Origin of the sequence: Rhodococcus wratislaviensis (assembly GCF_900455735.1) — a bacterium.
In the GTDB taxonomy this organism is placed as follows: Bacteria; Actinomycetota; Actinomycetes; order Mycobacteriales; family Mycobacteriaceae; genus Rhodococcus_F; species Rhodococcus_F wratislaviensis.
Genome location: NZ_UAUI01000022.1, coordinates 1 through 21,919 on the forward strand (window position 1 = coordinate 1; position 21,919 = coordinate 21,919).

Here is a 21,919-nt window from a genome sequence, read left to right on the forward strand (position 1 = left end):
GGCGATGGTCTGTTTCCCCGTCTTCGTGATGGTTCTCGGAGTGTTCACGCTGCAGGACAAGGCCACCGCCGGACTCGGGGTGGCGCGGTGGTCGGCCGCGAAGAACTCGTTCCATGCGGCGGCAAAACTCATCGTGCTGCTCGCATTGGCCGGCACCGACGTGGCCGTGTCCATCGTCTCCGCGTGGGGTGCGACCGCGGCGGCGGCGGCAGCGTGCATTCTGGTTGCGCTGCACCGACGATCCCGCTCCCACCCCCGGTTCCTCGCGGCACCGAACCTGCCGCCGCGCCGTGAACTGTGGTCGTACTTCGGGTCGTCCTTCGGCATCACGGCGCTGTGGGCGATCGGGCCTCTCGTGGTGCCGCTGATCGTGGTCACGCAGGTCGGCGCCGAGGCGAATGCGTACTTCGCGATCGCGTGGGCGATGATCAGCGCGTTGTATCTGATGGTGCACCTGGTGGTCAGCCCGTACGTCGCGGAAGTCGCCGCCCACCCGGGCAGGGTCGCGTCGCTGTCCCGCCGACTGGTGCGCACCCTCGCCGTGGTGGCGTGTGCCGGCGGGGTGGGACTGGTGGTCGTCGGCCCCCTCCTCCTCGGGGTCGTCGGCGCCGAGTACCGGACACACAGCACCGGTCTGCTCTACCTCGCCGGCGTGTTCATTCCCCTGTCCGTGGTGGGCGCCGTCTACGAGGGACTGGCGCGGGTGCACCGCAGGCTGACGTTGGCACTGGTCGTCCGCGGCCTCTCCACGTTGATCATCGTCGCCGGCTCCCTGATCGGCACCCGGGCGATCGGTGTCGGCGGCGTCGGCTGGGCTTACCTTGCCGCCGAGGCGGTGTCGGCGCTGGTTCTGATCGGCCCGGTGATCCTCTGGCTTCGGCGGGCCCCACACGAAGGCGGGTACGACGAGGTTCCCGCAGACGATCCGGGAGGTGAGCGAGTTGAGTAGACGATCGTGGGTTCGAGCGGCCCGTGCGTCGCTGATCGGCGTGAGCGCCGTGCTGATCGCGCAGGCGGCGGCTCCACCCACCGACCTTGCAGTGCAGTCGGTCTCGTCGTACCAGAAGCAGCAGGCTCTCATGTTCGACGACTTCAACGGCCCCGCCTGGACGCCACCGAACCCTCAGTGGTGGTCGTACGACACGGGCGGCGGCGGCTGGGGCAACGGCGAGTCCCAGACCTACACGTCCGCAACCTCTAACGTCCGACTGGACGGTGCCGGGCACCTGGTGATCGAGGCCCGTAACGACGGCGGTGAATACACGTCCGCCCGCGTGACGACGCAGGGACGCACGTCCCTCCTCTACGGTCGCGCCGAGGCTCGTGCCAAGCTCCCCCGCGGAGCAGGAATGCACCCGGCCTTCTGGCTTCTCGGCACGGACCTCGGCGTCGTCGGCTGGCCGGACAGCGGCGAGATCGACGTGGTCGAGACGATCAGCGGTGCCGGCCAGCTGTACAGCAGCGTGATCGGGCCGAGGACGACCGGCGGCGACTGGCAGGCCGGCCCGACCACCGACGTGGCGAACACCTTCGTGGACGATTTCCACACGTACTGGGTGGAGAAGGCCCCCGGCAGGGTGACGTTCGGGGTGGACGGCCAGATCACCGGCGCCGTCACCGCGGCCGGCCTCCCGCCGGACGAACGGTGGGTGTTCGACAAGCCCTTCTTCCTCCTGCTCAACGTGGCCGTCGGCGGAGAATGGCCCGGCCCTCCCGACAGCAGCACGCCGTTCCCGGCCGCGATGGTCGTCGACTGGGTACGTGTTACCGGTGACTAGGTCCGCGCCTCAGCTCGACGCACCCCAGCCCGCGGCAGTCGCGACCACGACCGACGCAGTGGAGTCCGGTCGGTACGACAGCCTCGCCCTGATGTCGGCGGCGGTCGGTGCGCTCGCACTGGCTCCGCTGTCACCGGAATTGCGCGCGATCCTGCTCGCGACGTTCGTCCTCACGGGGCCGGGACTGGCCGTGGTGACGTGGATGCGGCTCCAGGCGCCCGCCGTCGCCGCCGCGATACCCGTGACCGGTCTGTCGATGATGACGGGTTTCACCGCGGTCCTCGGCTGGGCGAATCGCTGGGTTCCCGTTCCGTTCCTGCTGACCCTCGTCGCCGGCGTCGCCCTCTCGGCCGTTCTCCACGCGCGGCACTCGGGACGACTCGCCACTCTCGTCCCGGCCATTCCCCGGTCAACTGCAGTGCGCGGCAACGCACCCCTGCTCTGGACGCTGGCGATGCTGGGAGCCTGGCTGGCCGTCCTGCCGGGGTTGATCGACGTGCCCTACTCCGAGTTCGGCCTGCTGGCCGTCGGCACCGGGCCGGGACTCGTCCTCGTCGTCGCATCGCTGGTCGGGGCGTTCGTCTGGGCGCTGCGGAGGAACCACCTCGTCACCGCCGCGTCGATCATCGGCGCCGTGATCGTCGTCCAGCGTGCGACCGTCAGCCTGATCACCGAAGCACCGATCTACACCTGGACGTACAAGCACATCGGCGTCGTCGACTATCTCCAGCAGCATCAGACGCTTCCGCCACGCGGTATCGACGTGTACGGCGAATGGCCTGCCTTCTTCACGGCATTCGCGTGGTTCGGCGAGATCACGTCCGTCGATTCACTGCTGGTCGCACAATGGTTCGCCCCGGTGATCCATGCCCTGCTGGCGTTACTCGTCGGCGCCCTGGCGATGTTGCTGGGGCTGGGAATCCGGCATGCGCTCGCCGCGGCGATGATCGTCGAACTGGTGAACTGGGTCGGGCAGGACTACTTCGCCCCCCAGGCGTTCGCACTGCTCATGGCGGTCGGGATCCTGGCGCTGCTCATCGCCTCCCGGACCTCCCACCATGCGGGCTACATCGCTCTCCTTGCGTTCGCCGCCCTCATCCCGACGCATCAGCTCACGCCGTACTGGCTGCTCGGGGTCATCATGGCGCTGGTCGTGACTCGGCAGATCCGGCCGTGGTGGCTCCCCATCCCGTATCTCGCGATGCTCGTCGGCTATCTCGTGCCGCGCATGTACGTCGTGCTCCCGCACGGATTGTTCTCGGGCGCCAACCCCGTGGCCAACGGATCCAGCAACGTCGAGTACGCGGGTTCCCTCGGCAAGCTCTTCACGTCCACGGTGTGCCGGGGACTGTCCGCCGCGGTGATCGTGCTCGCCGTCGTCGGGATCATCGTGTGGTGGCGTCAGGGCCGGCCGTTCCTCGCACCGGTGATCATCGCCTTCAGCTCGTTCTCCCTGCTCTTTCTGCAGAACTACGGCGGCGAGGCCATCTTCCGGGTGTACCTGTATGCACTACCCGGGTGCGCGATCCTGATCGCTCCCCTGTTCGTCGCTGCGATCACCCGCACCGGTCGTCATGTCGCGCTCCGACGGGCGACCGCGTTGGTTGCTGCGGTCGCCCTCAGCGGCGCGGCCGTCGCCGGGCTGCAAGGCTATTACGGTCTGTGGTCGCTCGTCGTGGAGTATCGGTCCCAGGTCACCCTTTTCGACGACTTGACCGCAGACATCCACGGCCCCGCCATGATCACCAGCCTGGATTCGGCGGGATTCCCCAGCCGCGCCACCGCCGACTACGCCGATCTGGCCAAGCACGATCAGGACTTCGACACGCCGATCGTCGACCGCTGGCCGGAGTTCCCGAAGGATTTTCCCGATGCCCGCCAGTTCGAGGACATCACACTGGTTGCGGAATCGAGCAGTGCAGAAACCTTTTTCGTGTTCACGACGCAGGCACTAGACGCCATCGACTACTACCGGTACTTCACTCCGGAGGCGGTAGCGAGATTCGAGAGTCAGTTCCGGCACAGCCCGCAGTGGTCGATCCGGCTGCAGGACGACCACACGATCGTCTATCAATTCGACCGCACCGGTTCGGGTGCCGTCAGTACCGGCGGCTGACAAACCAGAAACGAGTTTCGAGAACAAATAGTTCGTTTATAACGGGGAAGAGGTTTGTTTTAATCCCCAAATGTGGAAGACTGGTCTGATCGGAACCTGAGCCGGCACCGTCGCCTTCGAGGCGAGTCGGCCGGTGGGGGCCGGGGCGGGAGATCAACACGATGGCGAATTCGGATGCCGCGCTCACAGCGAAGCGCGAGACCCTGATGATTGCGGGCCAGTCCGCGCCACAGCACACCAGGCGGCGGACGGCGATGCCGTCGAGCGACATTCGACGCGGCCTCCGACAGTTACCGAGTATCGACAAGATGTGAGGACAGACCCATGGCATTCGTTATTTCCACCGAGTCCGATGTCACGGACGAGGCCCGACGCGAGCGAATCTTCTCGGGCGAGGTGTTCTGCTTCCCGCCTCGCGACTCGATCCGCGCTTTCAGTGAATTCGCCTGGGAGTTGATCGAAGCCGCCTTCGGTGCGCACAATCCGCTGACCGCGCACGACGACCTTCCGGTCGAGGAATACGTGCGCATCCTCGGGCCACTGAAGACCGGCTTCACCCACCATCCCCATTCCAAGGAACTCCTGCGCAATGTCCTCGTGGACCTCGGGGCCGACATCACCCGGACGTACTTCGACGTGCCCAAACTGCGCGCCGTGCCCCCGGCCTCCTATCTCACCGCGGGTCTGGGATACAACTACACGCCGCACCGCGACACCTGGTACTCCTCACCGCAGTGTCAGAACAACTGGTGGGCACCGATTCTCGGGGTGACCGACAAGAGCTGCATGGCGTTCCATCCCGAATACTGGCAGCGGCCGACCGACAATTCGAGCGCCGAGTTCGACGCCTACGAATGGAATCGATCCTCCCGCCGCGACGCCGCGCTCTACATCAAGGAGGACCCCCGACCGCACCCGCGGCTCAGCGGACAGGATCCCGGCAGCGAGGTCCGGATCGTCGGCGAGGTCGGATCGATCCTGTCGTTCTCCGGCGCCCAACTACACGCAACGGTGCCGAACACGACCGGTCAGGCCCGATTCAGTTTCGATTTCCGCACGATCAGCCTCGACGATCTGATCGCGAAAGCGGGCCCCCCGAACGTCGATTCCCATTCGACCGGCACCTCCGTCCGCGACTACTTGCGCGCCGACACCTACGACCGGGTGCCCGAGGAGATCGTTGCGCAATACGACCAGGGCGGCAGCACCGACGGCGTCCTCGTGTTCGACCCGTCCGTACTCGAAGTCACGTAGAACGATCACCGAGGAGCCGGTGGAATGACCGACAGCACATCATCACCCATGAGAATTCTGGTCACCGGACACCTGGGCTACCTGGGCGTCGAGATGACTCCGCTGCTCGTCCGCCTCGGACACGAGGTCGTCGGCCTCGACACCGGCTACTTCGACGGTTGCGACTTCCTCGCGCCTCCCGATCCGCTACCGATGCTGGATATCGACGTCCGGGACGTCACCCCGACGGACCTCGAAGGCTTCGACGCCGTCGTCCACCTCGCCGCACTGTCGAACGATCCACTGTCCGACATCGATCCGAGCCTGACGTACGACATCAACCTCGCCGCATCCGTCCGGCTCGCGAAGGCGGCAAAGGCGGCCGGCGTCGGCCGGTTCGTGTTCTCGTCCTCGTGCAGCCTGTACGGCGCGGGCAGCGATCTCGAGCTGGACGAAGGGGCAGCCTTCAACCCCGTGACGCCGTACGGGGAATCGAAGGTGCGAGTCGAGCAGGAATTGTCCCGGCTCGCGGACGACGACTTCTCACCCGTGTATCTGCGGAACGCCACGGCGTACGGCTTCTCACGCCGCCTGCGTGCGGACGTCGTCGTCAACAACCTGCTCGGGCACGCGGTGACCACAGGCAAGGTGCTGCTGCAGAGCGACGGCACCCCGTGGCGGCCCCTCGTCCACGTCCTCGACATCGCACACGCATTCGCTCAGGTACTTGCAGCGCCGAGACAGGTCGTCCACGATCAGGCTTTCAACGTCGGGCGGGTCGGCGAGAACTATCAGGTGCTCGACATCGCGCGACTCGTCGCCGACGTCGTGCCCGATTGCGTTGTCGGACATTCCGAAGGTGCCACGTCCGACATCCGTGACTACCGCGTCGACTTCTCCAAGATCGAGAGAGAGCTGCCGGGTTACCGCCCCCAGTGGACCCTGCGCCAGGGAATCGAGGAGTTGTGGGTGGCGTACTCCGATGGCGGCATGACCGCGGAGCATTTCGAGGGACCGCGTTTCTTCCGGCTGAGGACCATCCAGCAGCACCTCGACCGGGGCCGGCTCGACAGCGACCTGCGCTGGTCAGCAACATGATCGGGCCGAGGACGGTCCCGGACGTCGAAGAGCGAGCGGCACTGCACGAGCGGGACCGAATCCCCGTTGCCGGGCCGTGGGTGACGGACCTCGAGGTCCGGTACGTCGCCGAGGCCGCGGCGAACGACTGGTACACCCACGCCGGCGAATCGGTCGGCCTCTTCGAGCGCGAGTTCGCCGACTACCTCGGAACCGAGTTCGCCGCGGCCGTGCCGCACTGCACCTCCGCGCTGCATCTCGCGATGCTCGCTCTCGGCCTGGGCCCCGGCGACGAGGTGATCGTGCCGGAATCGACGTGGGTGGCGACGGCCGCCCCCGTCACCTACGTCGGCGCGACCCCCGTCTTCGCCGACATCGACGCCGAGACCTGGTGCCTGTCACCCGATTCGCTCGCGCGGTGTATCACCTCCCGGACCGCGGCCATCGTCACTGTCGACCTGTACGGCGGAATACCGGACATGGCGGCCGTCCGGTCCGTCGCGGCCGGCATTCCCATCATCGAGGATGCCGCCCAGGCCATCGGCGGAAAGCTGAACGGTCGCTTCGCCGGCGCGCTGGGCGACATCGGAACCTTCAGCTTCCACGGCACGAAGACGTTGACGACCGGTGAGGGCGGAATGGTCGTGACGGATCGGAGCGACCTCGCGGAACGGATCCAACGGTTACGCGATCACGGTCGCACTCCGGCGGACCACCGGTTCTTCACCACCGAGGAGCTGGGTTTCAAATACAAGATGAGCAGTCTGCAGGCCGCCTTCGGACGGGCCCAGCTGGCCCGCATCGACGAACTCCTGGACAAGAAGCGGCAGATCTTCGAATGGTACGAAGAGCGTCTCGCGGACGTTCCCGGACTGGAGCTGAACCACCGGCGGAACGGCCTCACGAACACGTTCTGGATGGTCACCGCCGTTCTCCACCCCGACTACCGTCTGCGTGCCCGCCGGATGATGGAGCTGTTCGATCTGCACTCGGTGGACACCCGCCCCTTCCTGCCTCCCCTGAGTTCACTGCCCGCGTTCGCGGGATATCACACGGCGGCGACAGCGGCGCGTCGAAACAAGACCGCCTACGACATCGCCTTGCGCTCGATCAATCTGCCGTCGGCACTCATGCTGACCGAAGCGCAGGTCGACCGGGTGTGCGACGTACTACACACCATTCTTCGACCAGGTAAGGAACTCTCATGAAGGCCGTCATTCTCGCCGGTGGACGCGGCACTCGAATCAGCGAGGAGTCGCAGAGCCGGCCCAAGCCCATGGTCGAGATCGGTGGGCGACCGATCCTCTGGCACATCATGAAGATCTACGGCGAAGCAGGCGTCACCGAATTCATCATCCTGCTCGGCTACAAGGGCTACATGATCAAGGAGTACTTCGCCAACTACTTCCTGCACATGTCCGACGTGACGATCGACCTGGCCACCGACACGACCAAGACGCTCTCGTCCAAGACCGAACCGTGGACCGTCACACTGCTCGACACGGGCGCCTCGACCATGACCGGTGGGCGCCTGCTGCGGGCCAAGGAGCACATCGGCGACGACGTCTTCTCGTTCACGTACGGCGACGGCGTCACCGACGTGGACATTCGCCGGGTCGCCGAGTTCCATCGGCAGTCCGGTTCGATCGCGACGGTCACCGCCGTGCAACCGCCCGGCCGCTACGGCGCACTGCGGATGGAGGAAGACCGGGTGCAGTTCGAGGAGAAGCCGCGTGGCAGCAGCGGCTGGGTCAACGGCGGATTCTTCGTGGCCCAACCGTCCGTCCTCGATTACATCGACGGCGACGACACCGTCTTCGAAGGGGCCCCGCTGGAGCGGCTTTCGTCCGACGGCGAACTCTCCGCGTATCAGCACCCCGGTTTCTGGCGCGGGATGGACACGTTGTGGGACAAGATCTACCTCAACGAACTCTGGGACAACGACAAGGCCCCGTGGAAGATCTGGAACGACGGACTGGGCTCCGAGGGGGACGATCATGAGTACTCCCTGTAGGCACTGCGGTACCCCTCTGGAGCAGTCGTTCTGCGATCTCGGGATGTCGCCACTCGCCAACTCGTATCTCGCTGCCGATCAACTGGATCGACGAGAAGTGTTCTACCCGTTGCATGCGTACGTGTGCTCGAAGTGCCTTCTCGTCCAGCTCGCCGAGTTCGAATCGGCGGAGTTCATCTTCACCGACTACCTCTACTTCTCGTCGTATTCGCAGAGCTGGCTCGATCATGCCCATGCGTATGTCCGGGACACGACGGCGCGGTTCCACCTCGACAGTTCGAAGCAGGTAGTCGAGATCGCCAGCAACGACGGGTATCTGCTCCAGTACTTCGTGGAGTCCGGCATCCCGTCGCTCGGCATCGAGCCGGCCGAGAACGTGGCGGAGGTGGCCATACGGCGCGGGATCGACACCCGGGTAGGATTTTTCGGAACATCGATGGCGAGCAAACTCGTCGGGGAGGACATCCGCGCAGACCTCCTGATCGGCAACAACGTCCTGGCGCACGTTCCCGACCTGAACGACTTCGTCGCCGGAATGGCAACCGTGCTCGCGGCGGACGGCGTGATCACCATGGAGTTCCCTCACCTGCTCCAGCTGATCGAGCACAACCAGTTCGACACGATCTACCACGAGCACTTCTCCTACTTCTCGCTGCTGACCGTCACGCGCGTGTTCGCGGCCCACGGCCTGCGGCTGTTCGACGTCGAACAACTCCCCACCCACGGTGGGTCCCTGCGGATCTACGCCTGTCACGCCGAGTATCCCCGTCACATCACGTCCCGGCGACTGCGGGAGCTGGGCGAGCTCGAACAAGCCGCGGGTCTCCACCTTCCGGAGGGTTACACCGCCTTCCCGGAGCGGGTGAAGCGCACCAAACGCGCGTTGCTCGAATTCCTCATCGGTGCACGCAACCGCGGGCTGTCGACGGCCGCCTACGGCGCGCCGGCCAAGGGCAACACCCTGCTCAACTACTGCGGGATCCGAGACGACCTACTCGACTACACCGTCGACCGGAGCCCCCACAAGCAGGGCAGATTCCTGCCGGGAACCCACCTTCCCATCCACGCGCCCGACCACATCCGCGACACCCGCCCCGACTACCTTCTGATCCTCCCGTGGAACCTGCGGGACGAGGTGATTCGGGAGATGTCGTACATCCGCGACTGGGGTGGCAGATTCGTCGTCCCCGTCCCCGAACTGGCCGTACTCGACTGAGCCCAGATCCCCCACTGCAGGAAACGAATTCGTCACCCCGGACCGGACAGCGCGCCAACCGCGTGTATCGTGCTGATTCCGGCTTCGAGGGGAATGGAATGGCGGCAGGTGCACGGGTCGGCTCGCAGTTCGGGCACTACCATCTCCGGGCTCTGCTCGGCCGAGGTGGAATGGGTGAGGTGTACGAGGCGTACGACACCACCAAGGATCGCACCGTCGCACTCAAGATCCTCGACGTCGACCTCGCGAAAGACCCCACCTACCAGCAGCGGTTCCGTCGTGAATCGCACGCCGCGGCCCGGTTGCAGGAGCCGCACGTCATTCCGATTCACGACTGGGGCGAGATCGACGGTGTGCTCTACATCGACATGCGCCTGGTCGTGGGTCAGGATCTCCGTTCGCTGCTCCGGGCACGCGGCCCGATGGGCCCCGCACACGCAGTCGCGATCGTCGACCAGATCGCGGCGGCGCTCGACGCCGCGCACACCGACGGGCTCATCCACCGCGACGTGAAGCCGGAGAACATCCTCGTCACGGCCGGTGAATTCGCGTACCTCGTCGACTTCGGTATCGCGCACTCGAGCTCCGACCTCCGCCTCACCACCCTCGGCAGCGCCGTCGGTTCGTACGCGTACATGGCGCCCGAGCGGTTCGACAATGCTCCGGTCGATGCGCGCGCGGACGTCTACTCGCTGGCGTGCGTCCTCTACGAGTGCCTCACCGGGTCCATCCCGTTCCCGTCCACCAGCATCAGCAGCGCGATCCGCGCCCACCTCACGACGCCGGTACCCCGCCCCAGCTCGATTCGACCCGACGTGCCCCCCACGTTCGACGAGGTGATCGCCCGAGGCCTGGCCAAGGACCCCCGTGACCGGTACTCGACGGCCGGCGACTTCGCGGCCGCTGCCCGGTCCGCGTTGACCGCCCGTGAGCGGAAGACCGAAACCGACCTCGCGACCCGCCCGGAACCTTCGCCGGGCATGCGATCCGAACCGACGCGCGTCGACGACCGCGGCCGTCCCCCCGTCTACCCGCCGACCGCGTTCTACAGCGGGCCGCCCGCGCAGCCCCCGGCGGCTCTGCACTACCCCGCGACCCCCTACGTGGCCCCGCCGCCGGCACGACGATCGGTGGTCGTGCCCGTGGCGGTCACCCTGCTGATGATCGCGCTGCTGACACTCGGCGGTGTGGTCGGATGGCTCGTGCTGGATCGGAACAACCCGGACGCGCCCACTGTCGCCGCGGCCACGAGCAGTCAGGTGCGCATCCCGGCCACGGAGGACGTACCCGTCGCGTCCGCGGCCCCGGCGACGATCCCGCCTGCGGTGACGACACCCAGAACGACCACCGCTCCCGCGCCGCCGATCGTCGGCGAGGTGTCGGGCGCCGACGGGCAGGGCTTCCTGGCCCCGTCCGATGCACGGTGCAACTACACCAACCCGGCCGTGTTCATCGGCCGCACCACGAAGTCCCTGGTCGTGGTCTGCGAGACGGGAGTGGGGCGCTACTACTACCAGGGGGTGCGCATCAGCGACGGCGCCGCCATCTCCGTCGACGACCCGATGTCGAGCGGTTCCGGCTTCGTCGCCACCGGCGACGGTGGCACCGAGTACCGGCTCACCCCGTCCGCCCTGACCATCGTCAGCGGCGACGGACGGATCCTCGCGACCGAACCGACGGTCGAGTCGGCACACCGCTGAACCGCCGTCTACGTCGACAACGGGACGGGCGGTCGGAATCGGTGAGAGTATTAGGGCTGTGAGCGCACAGGCAGAGTATGAGGAGAGACGTCGCCCGACCCCGGAAACTCCCTTGGGCTACCTCGAGCAGCTACCCGCCCTCGTCCTGCTCGAACGCCTTCCGGTTCCCGTCCTGGCGGTCGAGAACGACGGCACCGTCGTCCACGCGAACAGTGCTTTCGAGGAGATGCTGGGTCATCCCGTCGCGTCACTGCGCGGACGCCCGGTGTCCGAACTCCTCGACCTGGACGACGCGCCGACGGGTGCCGACGCGGTCGAGCACCTCCGCGAGTCCGCCACCACACCCATCGACCTCGCACATCAGGACGGATCCCGAGTGCGCGCACTCGTCAGCCGGCCCATCCTGCGTCGGCAGGACGATCCGGTGACCCTCGTCTGCTTCCACGACGTCACCGAACAACTCTGGAACGGCGGCCGGGCGCCGGGCTTCTGACCCCGCCCCACAGACGCACGGACATTGGCCGGATTCTCACGCAATTGCCGGGGATTCCAGCGAAACCGTCGGCAAACAGCGCGGGAGGGATCGAACGCGGGTTAGGTTGACTGCATGGCGACCGGCAAGAGCAAGGCTCCCGCTGTCGAACTGGAGGTCGGCGACCGGACCGTGCGGATCTCGCACCCGGAACGCGTCTACTTCCCCGCCACCGGTGCCACGAAACTCGACCTCGCGAACTACTACCTGAGCGTCGGCGACGGGATCGTTCGCGCACTGCGCGAACGCCCCTGCATGATGCACCGCTTTCCGGACGGCCTGAGCGGCGAGAAGGTGCACCAGAAGCGGTTGCCGCACGGTGCGCCGGACTGGGTCCAGACGGTGCGGGTGACGTTTCCGCGGTACAACCGTCACGCCGACGAACTGTGCGTGACGCACCCGGCGGACGTGATCTGGGCGGTGCAGATGTCCACGGTCGAGTTCCATCCGTGGAACTCGCGCCGCGCAGACGTCGAACGTCCCGACGAGTGGCGGATCGATCTCGACCCGATGCCCGAATGCGGATTCGACACGGTGCGGCGCGTGGCCGGTGTGGTGCACGAGGTGCTCGACGAATTGGGTGCGACGGGCTGGCCGAAGACGTCCGGCGGTAGCGGCATGCACGTCTACGTCCGGATCCGGCCCGACTGGGGATTCGGCGACGTCCGGCGGGCCGCGCTGGCCTTCGCCCGAGAAGTGGAGCGCCGGGCACCGCAGGACGTCACCACCACCTGGTGGCGGAAGGACCGGGATCCTCGCAAGCTGTTCGTCGACTACAACCAGAACGCCCGCGATCACACCATCGCCAGCGCGTACTCGGTGCGGGGTGTGCCCGACGCGACGGTGTCGACACCGGTGACGTGGGACGAGATCGACGACGTGGACCCGCACGAGTTCACCATCGCCACCGTCCCCGACCGCTTCGCGAAACTCGGTGACCTGCATGCCGGAATCGACGACGCCGTGTTCTCGCTCGAACCGCTGCTCGAGTGGGCCGACCGCGACGAGGCCGAAGGCGAGTCGGATCCCGGTGGCGCGGAAGACTAGTCGAGGCGTCCCCGTGACGCGACACTCGCCCCGACCGTGCGGCCGAGGCGCGTGTCTGGCATGCCGGACTCTTCCCTACCGTGGCGGCGGGGGCGGTGGCGGCGGAGGCGGTGGGGGGTTGGGGTTGCAGAGTTGACAGCCGTCGACCGGTGGTTTGGGAACCGGTGCGTGACAATCGTTCTGACATGGTCTGGCGCCGGCGAATTCGGCCGTTCCTACCAGGGAAATCGAGAGGGCTGCGAGGATCGCCCCGATGGCCGCCACGATTTTGGCGGGAGTTCTGGTAGTCGACATGTGGGTTCCTCCTGTGAGCTGACGAGCGGTGTGCACCGTCCCAAGAGCTTCGGGGAAGGACGTGACGACGGCCAGGCACCCTGGGGGTGAAATCGCGCCACCCGCTACCGCATCCGGCTGATCGTGTCCAGCACGTCGCGGAGCGCGGACACGGAGTGCGCGGGGAGGAAGGCATCGCAGAACGGCAGCGCAGCTGCCATCGATCCGGCCAGCGGCCGGAAGTCGGGGTCACCGGCCCGGGGGTTGAGCCACACCAGTCGGTGAGCCCGGCGACGAACCCGGGTGAGGGCATGCGCCAAGCTCTTCGGGTCGTCGCTGTCCCAGCCGTCGGACGCGATGACCACGACTGCGCCGCGCAGCGCGTTGCCGTGCGGGGACGCGAGCAGTTCGCTCACGCTGCCGGCGATGTGGGTGCCGCCGAATCTGTCGACGACCTTGTCGTTCGCCTTGCGGACCGCGGTCTCGGCGCTGCGGTGGGCGAGCACCGGCGTGAGTCTCGTCAGCGACGTGGAGAACGCGAACACCTCCGGCCTGCCCGCGGTCTGTCGTTGCACCGCCGCCCGCATCAGATGGAGATAGATCGCGGCGTACGGCTGCATCGACCGGCTCACGTCGCACAGCATCACGATGCGTCGCGGACGGTGCCGCGGGCGGCTTTTCGCGAGGACCACCGGCTCCCAGCCCGTGGCCCTCGACCGGTTCATGGTGGCCCGCAGGTCGATACGCCGGCCGCGGCGATGCACTTCGCGTCGCCGGGTGCGGCGGGACGGCCACGCGGCGGTGGCCTTCTCCAGCCAGGATCCGAGGAGCCGGAGGTCGCCGGCGTCGAATCGGGCGAAGGGTTCGTCGGCGCGAGCCACGAGCCTGCTCGGCAGGGTGTCCGGCACGGCGGTGAGCGTGTCGTGGATGTCGTCCTCGCCGCTGTCGTCGCCGCCGGTCATCATCGGTCGTGTCACCCACGGCACGCCGTCGACGTCCTGCGCGTCACCGGGCCGGTCGCGACCGTCGCGGACACCGGCGAGGGCCGCCTCCCGTCCCGCCGCGGCGCGCCGTGCGTGCGGGTCCACGGACAGCACGGCGTCGTCGAAGACCGCCGAGAACACCGCGTCGAACGGCGCGAGGTCGTCGACGCGGTTGACCAGCGTCAGACGCGCCGACCAGTACAACCGCGACCGCGAGCTCGGCGGCGACAGATGAAGCGCCTGCACGAACACCGCGGGGCCACTCGCCGATACGACGACACCACGGGAACGCAACCGGGCGACCAGTGCCACCGCGAACGCCGCGAGATCGACACCCCGCAGGACGCCCGACGTGCTCATCGCCTGCGGCGGCCCACCACGAGCACGACCACGATTCCGGCGAGGATGGCAGCGAGGATCGGGGCGTACCGTTTCCATGCACCCGCACCGGACAGCGCCAGCAGGTCCAGCGGCGCCGGTTCGGCGGTAGGCCGGGCCACGGACAGCGTCGTGGTGCCGGTGGAGTCGGCCGCCTCGGGCTCGGCCGCGGCCTGGTCGGCGGGCCCCCCGGCGAGCTTCGCTTCCAGTGACTCCGCGAACTGCCCCATGAGTTTCTCCGACACCTGCTCGATCATCCCACTGCCGAACTGCGCGAGTTTGCCGACGATCTTCATGTCGGTGTCCACGGTGACGCGGGTGCGGTCGCCCACCTCGTGCAACTGGGCGGTGATCGTCGCGGACGCGTTGCCGGAACCGCGCGAGTCCCTCCCGCGGGCATCGATCACGGCCCGATGCTCCTTCGCGTCACGCACGACGAAGGCGGCCTTGCCTTTGAACTCACTCGTCACCGGGCCCACCTTGACCTTCACCTTCCCCAGGTAGTCGTCACCCTCCCGCCCGGTCATCTGCGCTCCGGGTAACAGGGGGGCCACCTCTTCGAGGTCGCTGAGCACCTCCCACGCCTGCTCGATCGGGGCGCTGACGGTGAACTCGTTGGCGATCTTCATGGCAGTAACCTCTCATCCGGTGGCCAGGCCGTGCGCGTAGTCGGCGAATGCGTCCTGAACTATTGTGCGGTCGTCGGGGGTCTTCGCGAGGGCACTCAGGCTCTGGATCGCGTCGTCGCGAACCAGATCGGCCACCCCCAGCGCCGCGAGGGCGGACACCCAGTCGATCGTCTCGGCGATTCCGGGCGGCTTGTCGAGGTCGAGTTCGCGGGCCCGGCCGACGAAGCGGGTGGCGTGCTCGATGAGGGGCGCCGCCGCCGCGGGCACCGTGCGGCGCACGATAGCGGCCGCCCGCGCCGGCTCCGGATAATCGATCCAGTGGTAGAGGCACCGCCTGCGCAGCGCGTCGTGGAGATCGCGACTCCGGTTGGACGTCAGCACCACGACGGGGTGATGTTCGGCCGTGAACGTTCCCAGTTCGGGAACGGTGACCGACGCCTCCCCCAGGAATTCGAGGAGGAGTGCCTCGAACTCGTCGTCGGCTCGGTCTATTTCGTCGATCAGCAGGACGGGCGGGGTCGGTCCCCGATATCGCACGCAGTGAAGGATGGGGCGTTCCAGCAGGAATTCCTCGGTGAACAGGTCGTCCTCGGTCAGGCCGTCGCCCCGCGATTCGGCCAGCCGGATGGTGAGCAACTGACGCTGATAGTTCCAGTCGTAGAGGGCCTCGTTCGCGGTGAGGCCCTCGTAGCACTGCAACCGGATCAGCGGGGCGCCGAGGACGGTCGCGAGAGCCTTCGCCGCGGTGGTCTTGCCGACCCCGGGTTCGCCTTCGAGCAGGAGCGGGCGACGCAGGGCCGCCGCGAGATACAGGGCCGACGCGGTTCCGAAGTCCAGAAGGTAGTCCTCCGCATCGAAGCGCCGGACCACGTCCGCCACATCCTCGAACGCCGCCGTCATACCGCCGTCTCCTGCGCGAACGATGCCCGGCAACCCGGCCCGCAGAACCAGAAGTCGTCGCCGTCCCGCCGTAGGTGGGCGGTATCCGGCCCCACCACGACGCGCATCCCGCACACGGGATCGATCACCTCCGCCACCGCCGCCCGCGGCGACGAATCGTCCTCGGGCGCGCGAAGTCCCGCGGTCCGCAATTCCTGCACCAATTCGGCCGCGATCGACACCGCGATCTCCGCCGACGTCCGCGCCCCGATGTTCAGGCCGACGGGGGTGTGCACCCGTGCCCGTTCGGACTCGGTCAGACCCAGGGTGTCGAGGATGGCCCCGCCACGTGTACGGCTGGCGACGAGCCCGACGTACCCGACCCCCGCGTCGAGCGCCGCACGGATGACCTCGGCTTCGGGCCCGCCGTGCCCGGCGAGCACCACCGCCGTCGTGCCGGAGAACTGTTCGATCCCGGCGTCGTCGTGCTCGACGGTGAAGCCCAGCAGTCCCGCTATGCCCGCCAACGCCTGCGCGATCGGAGTGGTGCCGAAGATCCGCACCAACGGCGGTGGCAGTTGCGGTTCCAGGAAAATCTCCATGGCGCCGCCGGACAGACACGGATTCACCACGACCGACGCGCCCGGAGTCTCGGGGAACTGCACGGCCCCGTCGGGAAGGACCCGCAACAGCACGCTCTCGTTGGTCGCCAGCGCGCCCAGGGCGGCCGTGCGCACCGAATTCTGCGCGCACTGACCGCCGACGAACCCCTCGATCGTCCCGTCCTGCAGGAGGATCGCCTCGTCACCGGTATGACTGGACGTGGGCGGCTGCGCCCGCACGACGGTCGCATGGACGAACGGCCTGCGGTCGCGTGTCAGTTGCGCCGCACGCTCTTTCAGATCCATCAAGCCTCCTCGCAGCCGACGGGCGACATTCAGATCGGGGGTGTCGCGCGGCCCTGCATGGCCTCCCACACCCGGGACGGGGTGAGCGGCATGTCAGCGTGCCGGACCCCGAACGGGGCGAGCGCATCCACGACCGCGTTCACCACGGCCGCGGGCGATCCGACCGTCGCGGACTCCCCGATGCCCTTCGCGCCGATGGGGTGATGCGGCGACGGGGTCACGGTGAAGCCGGTCTCGAGCTTCGGGACCTCGAGCGCGGTGGGGATCAGGTAGTCCATCAGTGACCCGCCGAGGCAGTTGCCGTCCTCGTCGAACTCGATGATCTCCATGAGCGCCATACCGATGCCGTCGACGATGCCACCGTGGACCTGCCCCTCGATGATCATCGGGTTGATGCGCGTGCCGCAGTCGTCGACGGCGAGGAACCGCCGCACCTTCACCACGGCGGTCCCGGGGTCGACGTCGACGACGCAGAAGTACGCGCCGTAGGGGTACGTCAGATTCTCGGGGTTGTAGCAGATCTGCGCGTCGAGTCCACCCTCGATGCCCTCCGGCAGGTCGCCGGCGCCGTGAGCCCGCATCGCGATGTCCTGGATGGTCACCTTCGCCGTGGGGTCACCCTTCACATGGAATTCGCCCTTCTCCCATTCCAGATCCGCGACCGAGGCCTCGAGCATCCCGGACGCGATGATCTTCGCCTTGTCCCGCACCTTGCGGGCCACCAGCGCCGCGGCCGCCCCCGACACCGGCGTCGACCGGCTGCCGTACGTGCCGAGCCCGAACGGCGTGTTGTCGGTGTCGCCGTGCACGACGTCGATGTCGTCCGGCGGTATCCCGAGTTCCTCCGCCACGATCTGCGCGAACGTCGTCTCGTGACCCTGCCCCTGGGTCTGCACCGACAACCGGAGGACAGCTTTCCCGGTGGGATGCACGCGCAGTTCGCACCCGTCGGCCATGCCCAGGCCGAGGATGTCCATGTCCTTCCGGGGGCCCGCGCCGACGGCCTCGGTGAAGAACGACATACCGATCCCCATCAGCTCCCCGCGCTCGCGGCGTTCCCGCTGCTCCTCCCGCAACTGCTGGTAGCCGATCATGTCCATGGCCTTGCGCATGGTGGTCTCGTAGTCACCCGAGTCGTACACCCACCCCGTCTTGCTGGTGTACGGGAACTGTTCCGGCCTCAGCAGATTCTTCAGCCGAAGCTCCGCCGGATCCATCTTCAGATCGAACGCCAGGCAGTCGACGAGCCGCTCGACCAGATACACCGCCTCGGTGATGCGGAACGAGCAGGCGTACGCCACCCCGCCGGGCGCCTTGTTGGTGTAGACGGCTGTCATCGCGCAGTGCGCGGCCTCGATGTCGTAGCTGCCGGTGAAGACGCCGAAGAAACCGGCCGGATACTTCACCGGGGCTGCCGTGCCGTTGAAGGCTCCGTGATCGGCCAGCACCTTCGTGCGGATCGCGAGCATCTTGCCCTCTTTGGTCGCGGCGATCTCACCGACCATGATGTAGTCGCGGGCGAACCCGGTGCTCATCAGGTTCTCGCTGCGGTCCTCCATCCACTTCACCGGTTTGCCGGTCACCAGTGACGCGACGATGGCGCACACGTATCCCGGGTAGATCGGGACCTTGTTGCCGAAGCCCCCGCCGATGTCCGGGGACACCACCCGGATCTTGTGCTCCGGGATCCCCGAGACCAGGGCGTAGACCGTCCGGTGTGCGTGCGGGGCCTGCGAGGTGGAGTACAGCGTCAGCTTGCCGGACACCCGGTCGACGTCCGCGATCGCACCGCACGTCTCCATCGGCGCGGGATGCACCCGGGGGTAGACGATCTCCTGCTTCGCCACCACGTCCGCCCTCGCGAACACGGCATCGGTCGCGGCGGCATCGCCTGTCTCCCAGTCGAAGCAGTGATTGTCCGTCTTGCCTTCGAGGTCGTCGCGGATCACCGGCGCATCGGGCGAGAGCGCGGCGCGCGCGTCGACGACGGGATCGAGCATGTCGTACTCGACGTCGATCAGTTCCAGCGCGTCGCGGGCCGAATAGCGGTCCTCGGCGATGACGAACGCGACCTCCTGGCCCTGGAACCGCACCTTGTCGGTGGCCAGCACGGCCTGCACGTCGTTGGACAGCGTCGGCATCCATGCGAGGTTCTTCGCGGCGAGGTCGGCCCCCGTCACCACTGCCGTCACCTTCGGGTGTTCCTGTGCCGCAGTGGTATCGATGCTCACGATCCGCGCGTGCGCGACCGGCGACCGCAGGATCGCCAGGTGCAGCATGCCGGGGAGCGTGATGTCGTCGACGTAATTTCCGAGCCCCCGGATGAAGCGGGGATCCTCCTTGCGCAGCATGCGGCCGTGGCCGCAGGGTTTCTTGTCGTTGTCGACGACGTCGGCGTCGCCCGACGGCGGACGGGATTCGACGGTGGTCATGATGCACTTCCGGTGGTCGCGTGTTCCTCGACTGTCATCGGTGCGCCCTCGGCGCCCCGTGTCTTGTCCTCCTGGACCTCCGCGTCGAAGTCGCCGGCCGGTTCCGGCTCGGCGGCCTCGCCCGCCCGATGATCCGCCGCCCACTGGATCGAGCGCACGATCGTGGTGTATCCGGTGCAGCGGCAGATCTGCCCGGAGATCGCTTCCCGGATGGTGGCCTCGTCCGGGCTCGCCTCCCGGTCGAGCAGTGCTCGCGCCGTCATCATCATGCCGGGGGTGCAGAACCCGCACTGCAGTCCGTGGCACTGCATGAAGCCCTGCTGGACGGGATCGAGTTCGCCGTCGTGTTCGAGGCCCTCGACCGTGCGGACGTCGTGCCCGCCCGCCATCGCGGCGAGCATCGTGCACGACTTCACCGGATCGCCGTCCACGGTGACGACGCAGGTACCGCAGTTGCTGGTGTCGCAGCCCCAATGGGTCCCGGTCAGGCCCAGCTGGTCGCGGAGGAAATGGACCAGCAGCACGCGCGGTTCCACCTCGGCGCTCACTGCCTCACCGTTGACGGTCATGTTCACCTGCATGGCTATGCCTCTTCTCCGGTCGGCTCGTGCTCCACGTCGCTGCGGAGCACCCGGTCGACCGCTGTACGGAGTGTGCGGATCGTGAGTTCGGATGCGAGATGGCGTTTGTAGTCGACGGTGCCGCGTGCGTCGGCGACGGGCTCGCAGGCCTGCGCGGCCATCCGCCCGGCCTGGGCGAACGCCTCCTCCGATGGAGGCCGTCCGGTCAGGTAGTCGGCGACATCCGAGAGTCCGGACGGATCCGGGTTGACGGCGGTCAGTCCGACCGCTGCCCGGGCGATCTCGCCGCCCTCCACCGTGACGGCCGCTCCGGCCGCGGTGACCGCCCAATCTCCGGTCCGCCGTTCGACCTTGGCGTACGCGCTGGAGCTGTGGCCGTGGACCGGTATCACGATCTCGATGAGCATCTCGTTGTGTGCGAGCGCCGTCTCGTACGGTCCGACGAGGAACTCGGACATGGGGATCTCGCGGCGTCCGCCCGGCCCGCGCACCACGCAGGTGGCGTCGAGAACAGCGCAGACAGTGGTGAGGTCCTCGGCCGGATCCGCCTGGCACAGCGATCCGCCGATGGTTCCGCGGTTGCGGACCACCGGGTCGGCGATCACCTTCTCCGCGTCGCGGAAGAGGGGGAACGCCGCCGCGAGTTCATCCGATTCGAGAAGCCGGCGGTGCCGTGTCATCGCACCGATCCGCAGCCTCGACCGCTCGGTCGTGATGTAGCCGAGTTCGCCCTCGAGGTCATTGATGTCGATGAGGTACTCGGGGTTGGCGAGGCGAAGTTTCATCATGGGGAGCAGGCTGTGGCCGCCTGCGACGAGTCGGGCTTCGTCGCCCAGCCGGTCGAGCAGGGCGATGGCGTCCTCGACGCCCGTGGCCCTCTCGTATTCGAAGGATCCTGGTACTTGCATTGTGACCTACCTCACAAATGTGGATGCTCTCAGCCTCCGCAAGAACCGGTGGTCCGTCAACCCCGGGTGAACCGCCCTAGTCGACGCAGGAATCGACGGGTTCCTCGTGGTGGATCCGGCCGCTCGACTCCGCGAGCGGGCGCCCCGTGCCACCCCACCGGCGGGCGATGATCTCGGCGGCGATGGACACCGCCGTCTCTTCGGGTGTCCGGGCGCCGATGTCCAGGCCGATGGGACTCGACAACCGGTCGAGCTCGGTGTCGGTCAGGCCGACCTCGCGCAGGCGTTCGCGCCGATCCAGGTCCGTTCTGCGTGATCCCATGGCGCCGATGTACGCGACGTCCGGGAGGCGCAGCGCCGTCTCGAGGAGAGGGACGTCGAACTTGGGGTCGTGGGTGAGCACGCAGATCACGGTCCGGCCGTCGATGGCCCGGGCCTCGGCCTGGGCGGCGAGATACCGGTGCGGCCAGTCGACCACCACCTCGTCGGCCGTCGGGAATCGGGCGTGCGTCGCGAACACCGGACGGGCGTCGCAGACCGTCACCCGGTATCCCATGAAGGCGCCCTGCCGGGCCACCGCGGCGGCGAAGTCGATGGCCCCGAACACGAGCATGCGCGGTCTCGGCGCGTAACTGGCGACGAACACCTCCATGCCCTCGCCGCGACGCTGACCGTCGGTGCCGTACGTCAGCACCGTGCTGCCGCCCGCCGCGAGGAGGCCCCGCGCGTCGTCGGTGACCGCGGAATCAGCACGGTCCGAGCCGAGCGAACCGCTCACGTGCTCGGGCCGGACGACCAGCCGCCGCCCCACCCGAGCCGCATCGGGATGCGCCACGACGGTGGCCACCGCGACCGGCCGGTGGTTCTCGATGTCCCCGGCGATCTCACCGAGTTCCGGAAAATTGTCCCGCGAGACGGGCTCGACGAAGATGTCGATGATTCCACCGCAGGTGAGACCCACCTCGAACGCGTTCTCGTCGCTGATCCCGTACCGCTGCAGCACCGGCGTGCCGGACGCCGTGACCTCCGATGCGAGTTCGTAGACCGCTCCCTCGACGCACCCGCCGGACACCGAACCGGACGCGCTGCCGTCGGGCGCCACGACCATCGACGCCCCCGGCGGTCGCGGCGCGGAACGGAACGTGCGGACCACGGTTCCGACACCCGCCGTCCCACCCGCGGTCCACACCGCCACCAGGTCCGCCAGCACGTCGCGCATCAGCACCCTTCCCGCT

The 21,919-nt window shown here is 67.7% G+C and carries 20 protein-coding genes; 11 read left to right on the plus strand and 9 right to left on the minus strand.

The genetic code is table 11. The features are described 5' to 3' along the window. The 3 genes from DTA22_RS36120 to DTA22_RS22790 form a co-directional block, all read left to right on the plus strand. Positions 1-949, plus strand: a 949-nt coding sequence (locus DTA22_RS36120; protein ID WP_112300987.1) for a polysaccharide biosynthesis protein, incomplete at its 5' end; no start/stop codon positions are given. Further along, positions 933-1,778, plus strand: a complete 846-nt coding sequence (locus DTA22_RS22785; RefSeq protein WP_409372722.1) for a glycoside hydrolase family 16 protein — start codon at positions 933-935, stop codon at positions 1,776-1,778. The genes DTA22_RS36120 and DTA22_RS22785, both read left to right, overlap by 17 nt. Next, positions 1,771-3,894: a hypothetical protein gene (locus tag DTA22_RS22790; RefSeq protein WP_245973350.1), complete on the plus strand. Its 2,124-nt coding sequence runs from the start codon at positions 1,771-1,773 to the stop codon at positions 3,892-3,894. Before DTA22_RS22785 ends, DTA22_RS22790 begins: the two co-directional genes overlap by 8 nt. Here DTA22_RS22790 and DTA22_RS35960 read toward each other — a convergent pair. Then, positions 3,878-4,165, minus strand: a complete 288-nt coding sequence (locus DTA22_RS35960) for a hypothetical protein (protein ID WP_146777791.1) — start codon at positions 4,163-4,165, stop codon at positions 3,878-3,880. The two genes, DTA22_RS22790 and DTA22_RS35960, sit on opposite strands and share 17 nt — an antisense overlap. Positions 4,166-4,218: 53 nt before the next feature. Here DTA22_RS35960 and DTA22_RS22795 point away from each other — a divergent pair, with 53 nt between their 5' ends. The 8 genes from DTA22_RS22795 (at position 4,219) to ligD (ending at position 12,713) form a co-directional block, all read left to right on the plus strand. After that, positions 4,219-5,148: a hypothetical protein gene (locus tag DTA22_RS22795; RefSeq protein ID WP_112300989.1), complete on the plus strand. Its 930-nt coding sequence runs from the start codon at positions 4,219-4,221 to the stop codon at positions 5,146-5,148. 48 nt (positions 5,149-5,196) lie between these two features. Then, complete coding sequence (locus DTA22_RS22800; RefSeq protein ID WP_112300990.1) at positions 5,197-6,225, plus strand: NAD-dependent epimerase/dehydratase family protein; 1,029 nt, start codon at positions 5,197-5,199, stop codon at positions 6,223-6,225. After that, on the plus strand, positions 6,222-7,412 hold the full coding sequence (locus DTA22_RS22805) for a DegT/DnrJ/EryC1/StrS family aminotransferase (protein WP_112300991.1): 1,191 nt from the start codon (positions 6,222-6,224) through the stop codon (positions 7,410-7,412). The genes DTA22_RS22800 and DTA22_RS22805 overlap by 4 nt, the downstream gene beginning before the upstream one ends. Next, complete coding sequence (gene rfbF / locus DTA22_RS22810) at positions 7,409-8,218, plus strand: glucose-1-phosphate cytidylyltransferase (protein WP_112300992.1); 810 nt, start codon at positions 7,409-7,411, stop codon at positions 8,216-8,218. The genes DTA22_RS22805 and rfbF overlap by 4 nt, the downstream gene beginning before the upstream one ends. Continuing rightward, entirely contained in the window at positions 8,202-9,434 is a 1,233-nt protein-coding gene (locus tag DTA22_RS22815; RefSeq protein WP_112300993.1) for a class I SAM-dependent methyltransferase, read from the plus strand. Before rfbF ends, DTA22_RS22815 begins: the two co-directional genes overlap by 17 nt. 98 nt (positions 9,435-9,532) lie before the next feature. Then, a complete protein-coding gene (locus tag DTA22_RS22820; protein WP_112300994.1) occupies positions 9,533-11,134 on the plus strand; it encodes a serine/threonine-protein kinase in 1,602 nt (533 codons plus the stop codon). A gap of 58 nt (positions 11,135-11,192) precedes the next feature. Continuing rightward, complete coding sequence (locus DTA22_RS22825; RefSeq protein WP_037233108.1) at positions 11,193-11,627, plus strand: PAS domain-containing protein; 435 nt, start codon at positions 11,193-11,195, stop codon at positions 11,625-11,627. A 114-nt stretch (positions 11,628-11,741) separates the two neighbouring features. Next, positions 11,742-12,713 (plus strand): non-homologous end-joining DNA ligase, encoded by a 972-nt coding sequence (ligD, locus tag DTA22_RS22830; protein ID WP_112300995.1) that lies wholly within the window; start codon positions 11,742-11,744, stop codon positions 12,711-12,713. A gap of 398 nt (positions 12,714-13,111) precedes the next feature. On the opposite strand, the gene DTA22_RS22835 is transcribed toward ligD, so the two are convergent. The 8 genes from DTA22_RS22835 to DTA22_RS22870 all read right to left on the minus strand — a co-directional run bounded on the left by DTA22_RS22835 (position 13,112) and on the right by DTA22_RS22870 (position 21,903). After that, positions 13,112-14,329, minus strand: coding sequence for a vWA domain-containing protein (locus tag DTA22_RS22835; RefSeq protein ID WP_112300996.1), 1,218 nt, complete (start codon positions 14,327-14,329; stop codon positions 13,112-13,114). Beyond that, positions 14,326-14,976, minus strand: coding sequence for an SRPBCC family protein (locus tag DTA22_RS22840; protein ID WP_112300997.1), 651 nt, complete (start codon positions 14,974-14,976; stop codon positions 14,326-14,328). The genes DTA22_RS22835 and DTA22_RS22840 overlap by 4 nt, the downstream gene beginning before the upstream one ends. Positions 14,977-14,988: 12 nt before the next feature. Then, positions 14,989-15,876 carry an AAA family ATPase gene (locus DTA22_RS22845; RefSeq protein ID WP_112300998.1) on the minus strand — a complete coding sequence of 296 codons (888 nt, stop codon included), beginning with the start codon at positions 15,874-15,876 and terminating at the stop codon, positions 14,989-14,991. Next, positions 15,873-16,763 carry an XdhC family protein gene (locus DTA22_RS22850; RefSeq protein WP_037233091.1) on the minus strand — a complete coding sequence of 297 codons (891 nt, stop codon included), beginning with the start codon at positions 16,761-16,763 and terminating at the stop codon, positions 15,873-15,875. The genes DTA22_RS22845 and DTA22_RS22850 overlap by 4 nt, the downstream gene beginning before the upstream one ends. 29 nt (positions 16,764-16,792) lie before the next feature. Continuing rightward, the gene (locus tag DTA22_RS22855) at positions 16,793-19,195 is read right to left on the minus strand and encodes an aerobic carbon-monoxide dehydrogenase large subunit (RefSeq protein ID WP_112300999.1); all 2,403 of its coding nucleotides are present in this window, start codon (positions 19,193-19,195) and stop codon (positions 16,793-16,795) included. Next, entirely contained in the window at positions 19,192-19,776 is a 585-nt protein-coding gene (locus DTA22_RS22860; protein WP_112301000.1) for a (2Fe-2S)-binding protein, read from the minus strand. The genes DTA22_RS22855 and DTA22_RS22860 overlap by 4 nt, the downstream gene beginning before the upstream one ends. 2 nt (positions 19,777-19,778) lie before the next feature. Beyond that, positions 19,779-20,684 carry an FAD binding domain-containing protein gene (locus DTA22_RS22865; protein ID WP_112301001.1) on the minus strand — a complete coding sequence of 302 codons (906 nt, stop codon included), beginning with the start codon at positions 20,682-20,684 and terminating at the stop codon, positions 19,779-19,781. 76 nt (positions 20,685-20,760) lie between these two features. Beyond that, positions 20,761-21,903: an XdhC family protein gene (locus tag DTA22_RS22870; RefSeq protein ID WP_174233851.1), complete on the minus strand. Its 1,143-nt coding sequence runs from the start codon at positions 21,901-21,903 to the stop codon at positions 20,761-20,763. Between the last annotated feature and the right edge of the window lie 16 nt (positions 21,904-21,919).

What these genes read in the sequence shown, in the direction of transcription:
- DTA22_RS35960 (WP_146777791.1), bottom strand. Translation starts at nt 4,165, where the DNA reads ATGTCGCTCGACGGCATCGCCGTCCGCCGCCTGGTGTGCTGTGGCGCG.
- DTA22_RS22795 (WP_112300989.1), top strand. Translation starts at nt 4,219, where the DNA reads ATGGCATTCGTTATTTCCACCGAGTCCGATGTCACGGACGAGGCCCGA.
- DTA22_RS22800 (WP_112300990.1), top strand. Translation starts at nt 5,197, where the DNA reads ATGAGAATTCTGGTCACCGGACACCTGGGCTACCTGGGCGTCGAGATG.
- DTA22_RS22805 (WP_112300991.1), top strand. Translation starts at nt 6,222, where the DNA reads ATGATCGGGCCGAGGACGGTCCCGGACGTCGAAGAGCGAGCGGCACTG.
- rfbF (WP_112300992.1), top strand. Translation starts at nt 7,409, where the DNA reads ATGAAGGCCGTCATTCTCGCCGGTGGACGCGGCACTCGAATCAGCGAG.
- DTA22_RS22815 (WP_112300993.1), top strand. Translation starts at nt 8,202, where the DNA reads ATGAGTACTCCCTGTAGGCACTGCGGTACCCCTCTGGAGCAGTCGTTC.
- DTA22_RS22820 (WP_112300994.1), top strand. Translation starts at nt 9,533, where the DNA reads ATGGCGGCAGGTGCACGGGTCGGCTCGCAGTTCGGGCACTACCATCTC.
- ligD (WP_112300995.1), top strand. Translation starts at nt 11,742, where the DNA reads ATGGCGACCGGCAAGAGCAAGGCTCCCGCTGTCGAACTGGAGGTCGGC.
- DTA22_RS22835 (WP_112300996.1), bottom strand. Translation starts at nt 14,329, where the DNA reads ATGAGCACGTCGGGCGTCCTGCGGGGTGTCGATCTCGCGGCGTTCGCG.
- DTA22_RS22840 (WP_112300997.1), bottom strand. Translation starts at nt 14,976, where the DNA reads ATGAAGATCGCCAACGAGTTCACCGTCAGCGCCCCGATCGAGCAGGCG.
- DTA22_RS22845 (WP_112300998.1), bottom strand. Translation starts at nt 15,876, where the DNA reads ATGACGGCGGCGTTCGAGGATGTGGCGGACGTGGTCCGGCGCTTCGAT.
- DTA22_RS22850 (WP_037233091.1), bottom strand. Translation starts at nt 16,763, where the DNA reads ATGGATCTGAAAGAGCGTGCGGCGCAACTGACACGCGACCGCAGGCCG.
- DTA22_RS22855 (WP_112300999.1), bottom strand. Translation starts at nt 19,195, where the DNA reads ATGACCACCGTCGAATCCCGTCCGCCGTCGGGCGACGCCGACGTCGTC.
- DTA22_RS22860 (WP_112301000.1), bottom strand. Translation starts at nt 19,776, where the DNA reads ATGCAGGTGAACATGACCGTCAACGGTGAGGCAGTGAGCGCCGAGGTG.
- DTA22_RS22865 (WP_112301001.1), bottom strand. Translation starts at nt 20,684, where the DNA reads ATGCAAGTACCAGGATCCTTCGAATACGAGAGGGCCACGGGCGTCGAG.
- DTA22_RS22870 (WP_174233851.1), bottom strand. Translation starts at nt 21,903, where the DNA reads ATGCGCGACGTGCTGGCGGACCTGGTGGCGGTGTGGACCGCGGGTGGG.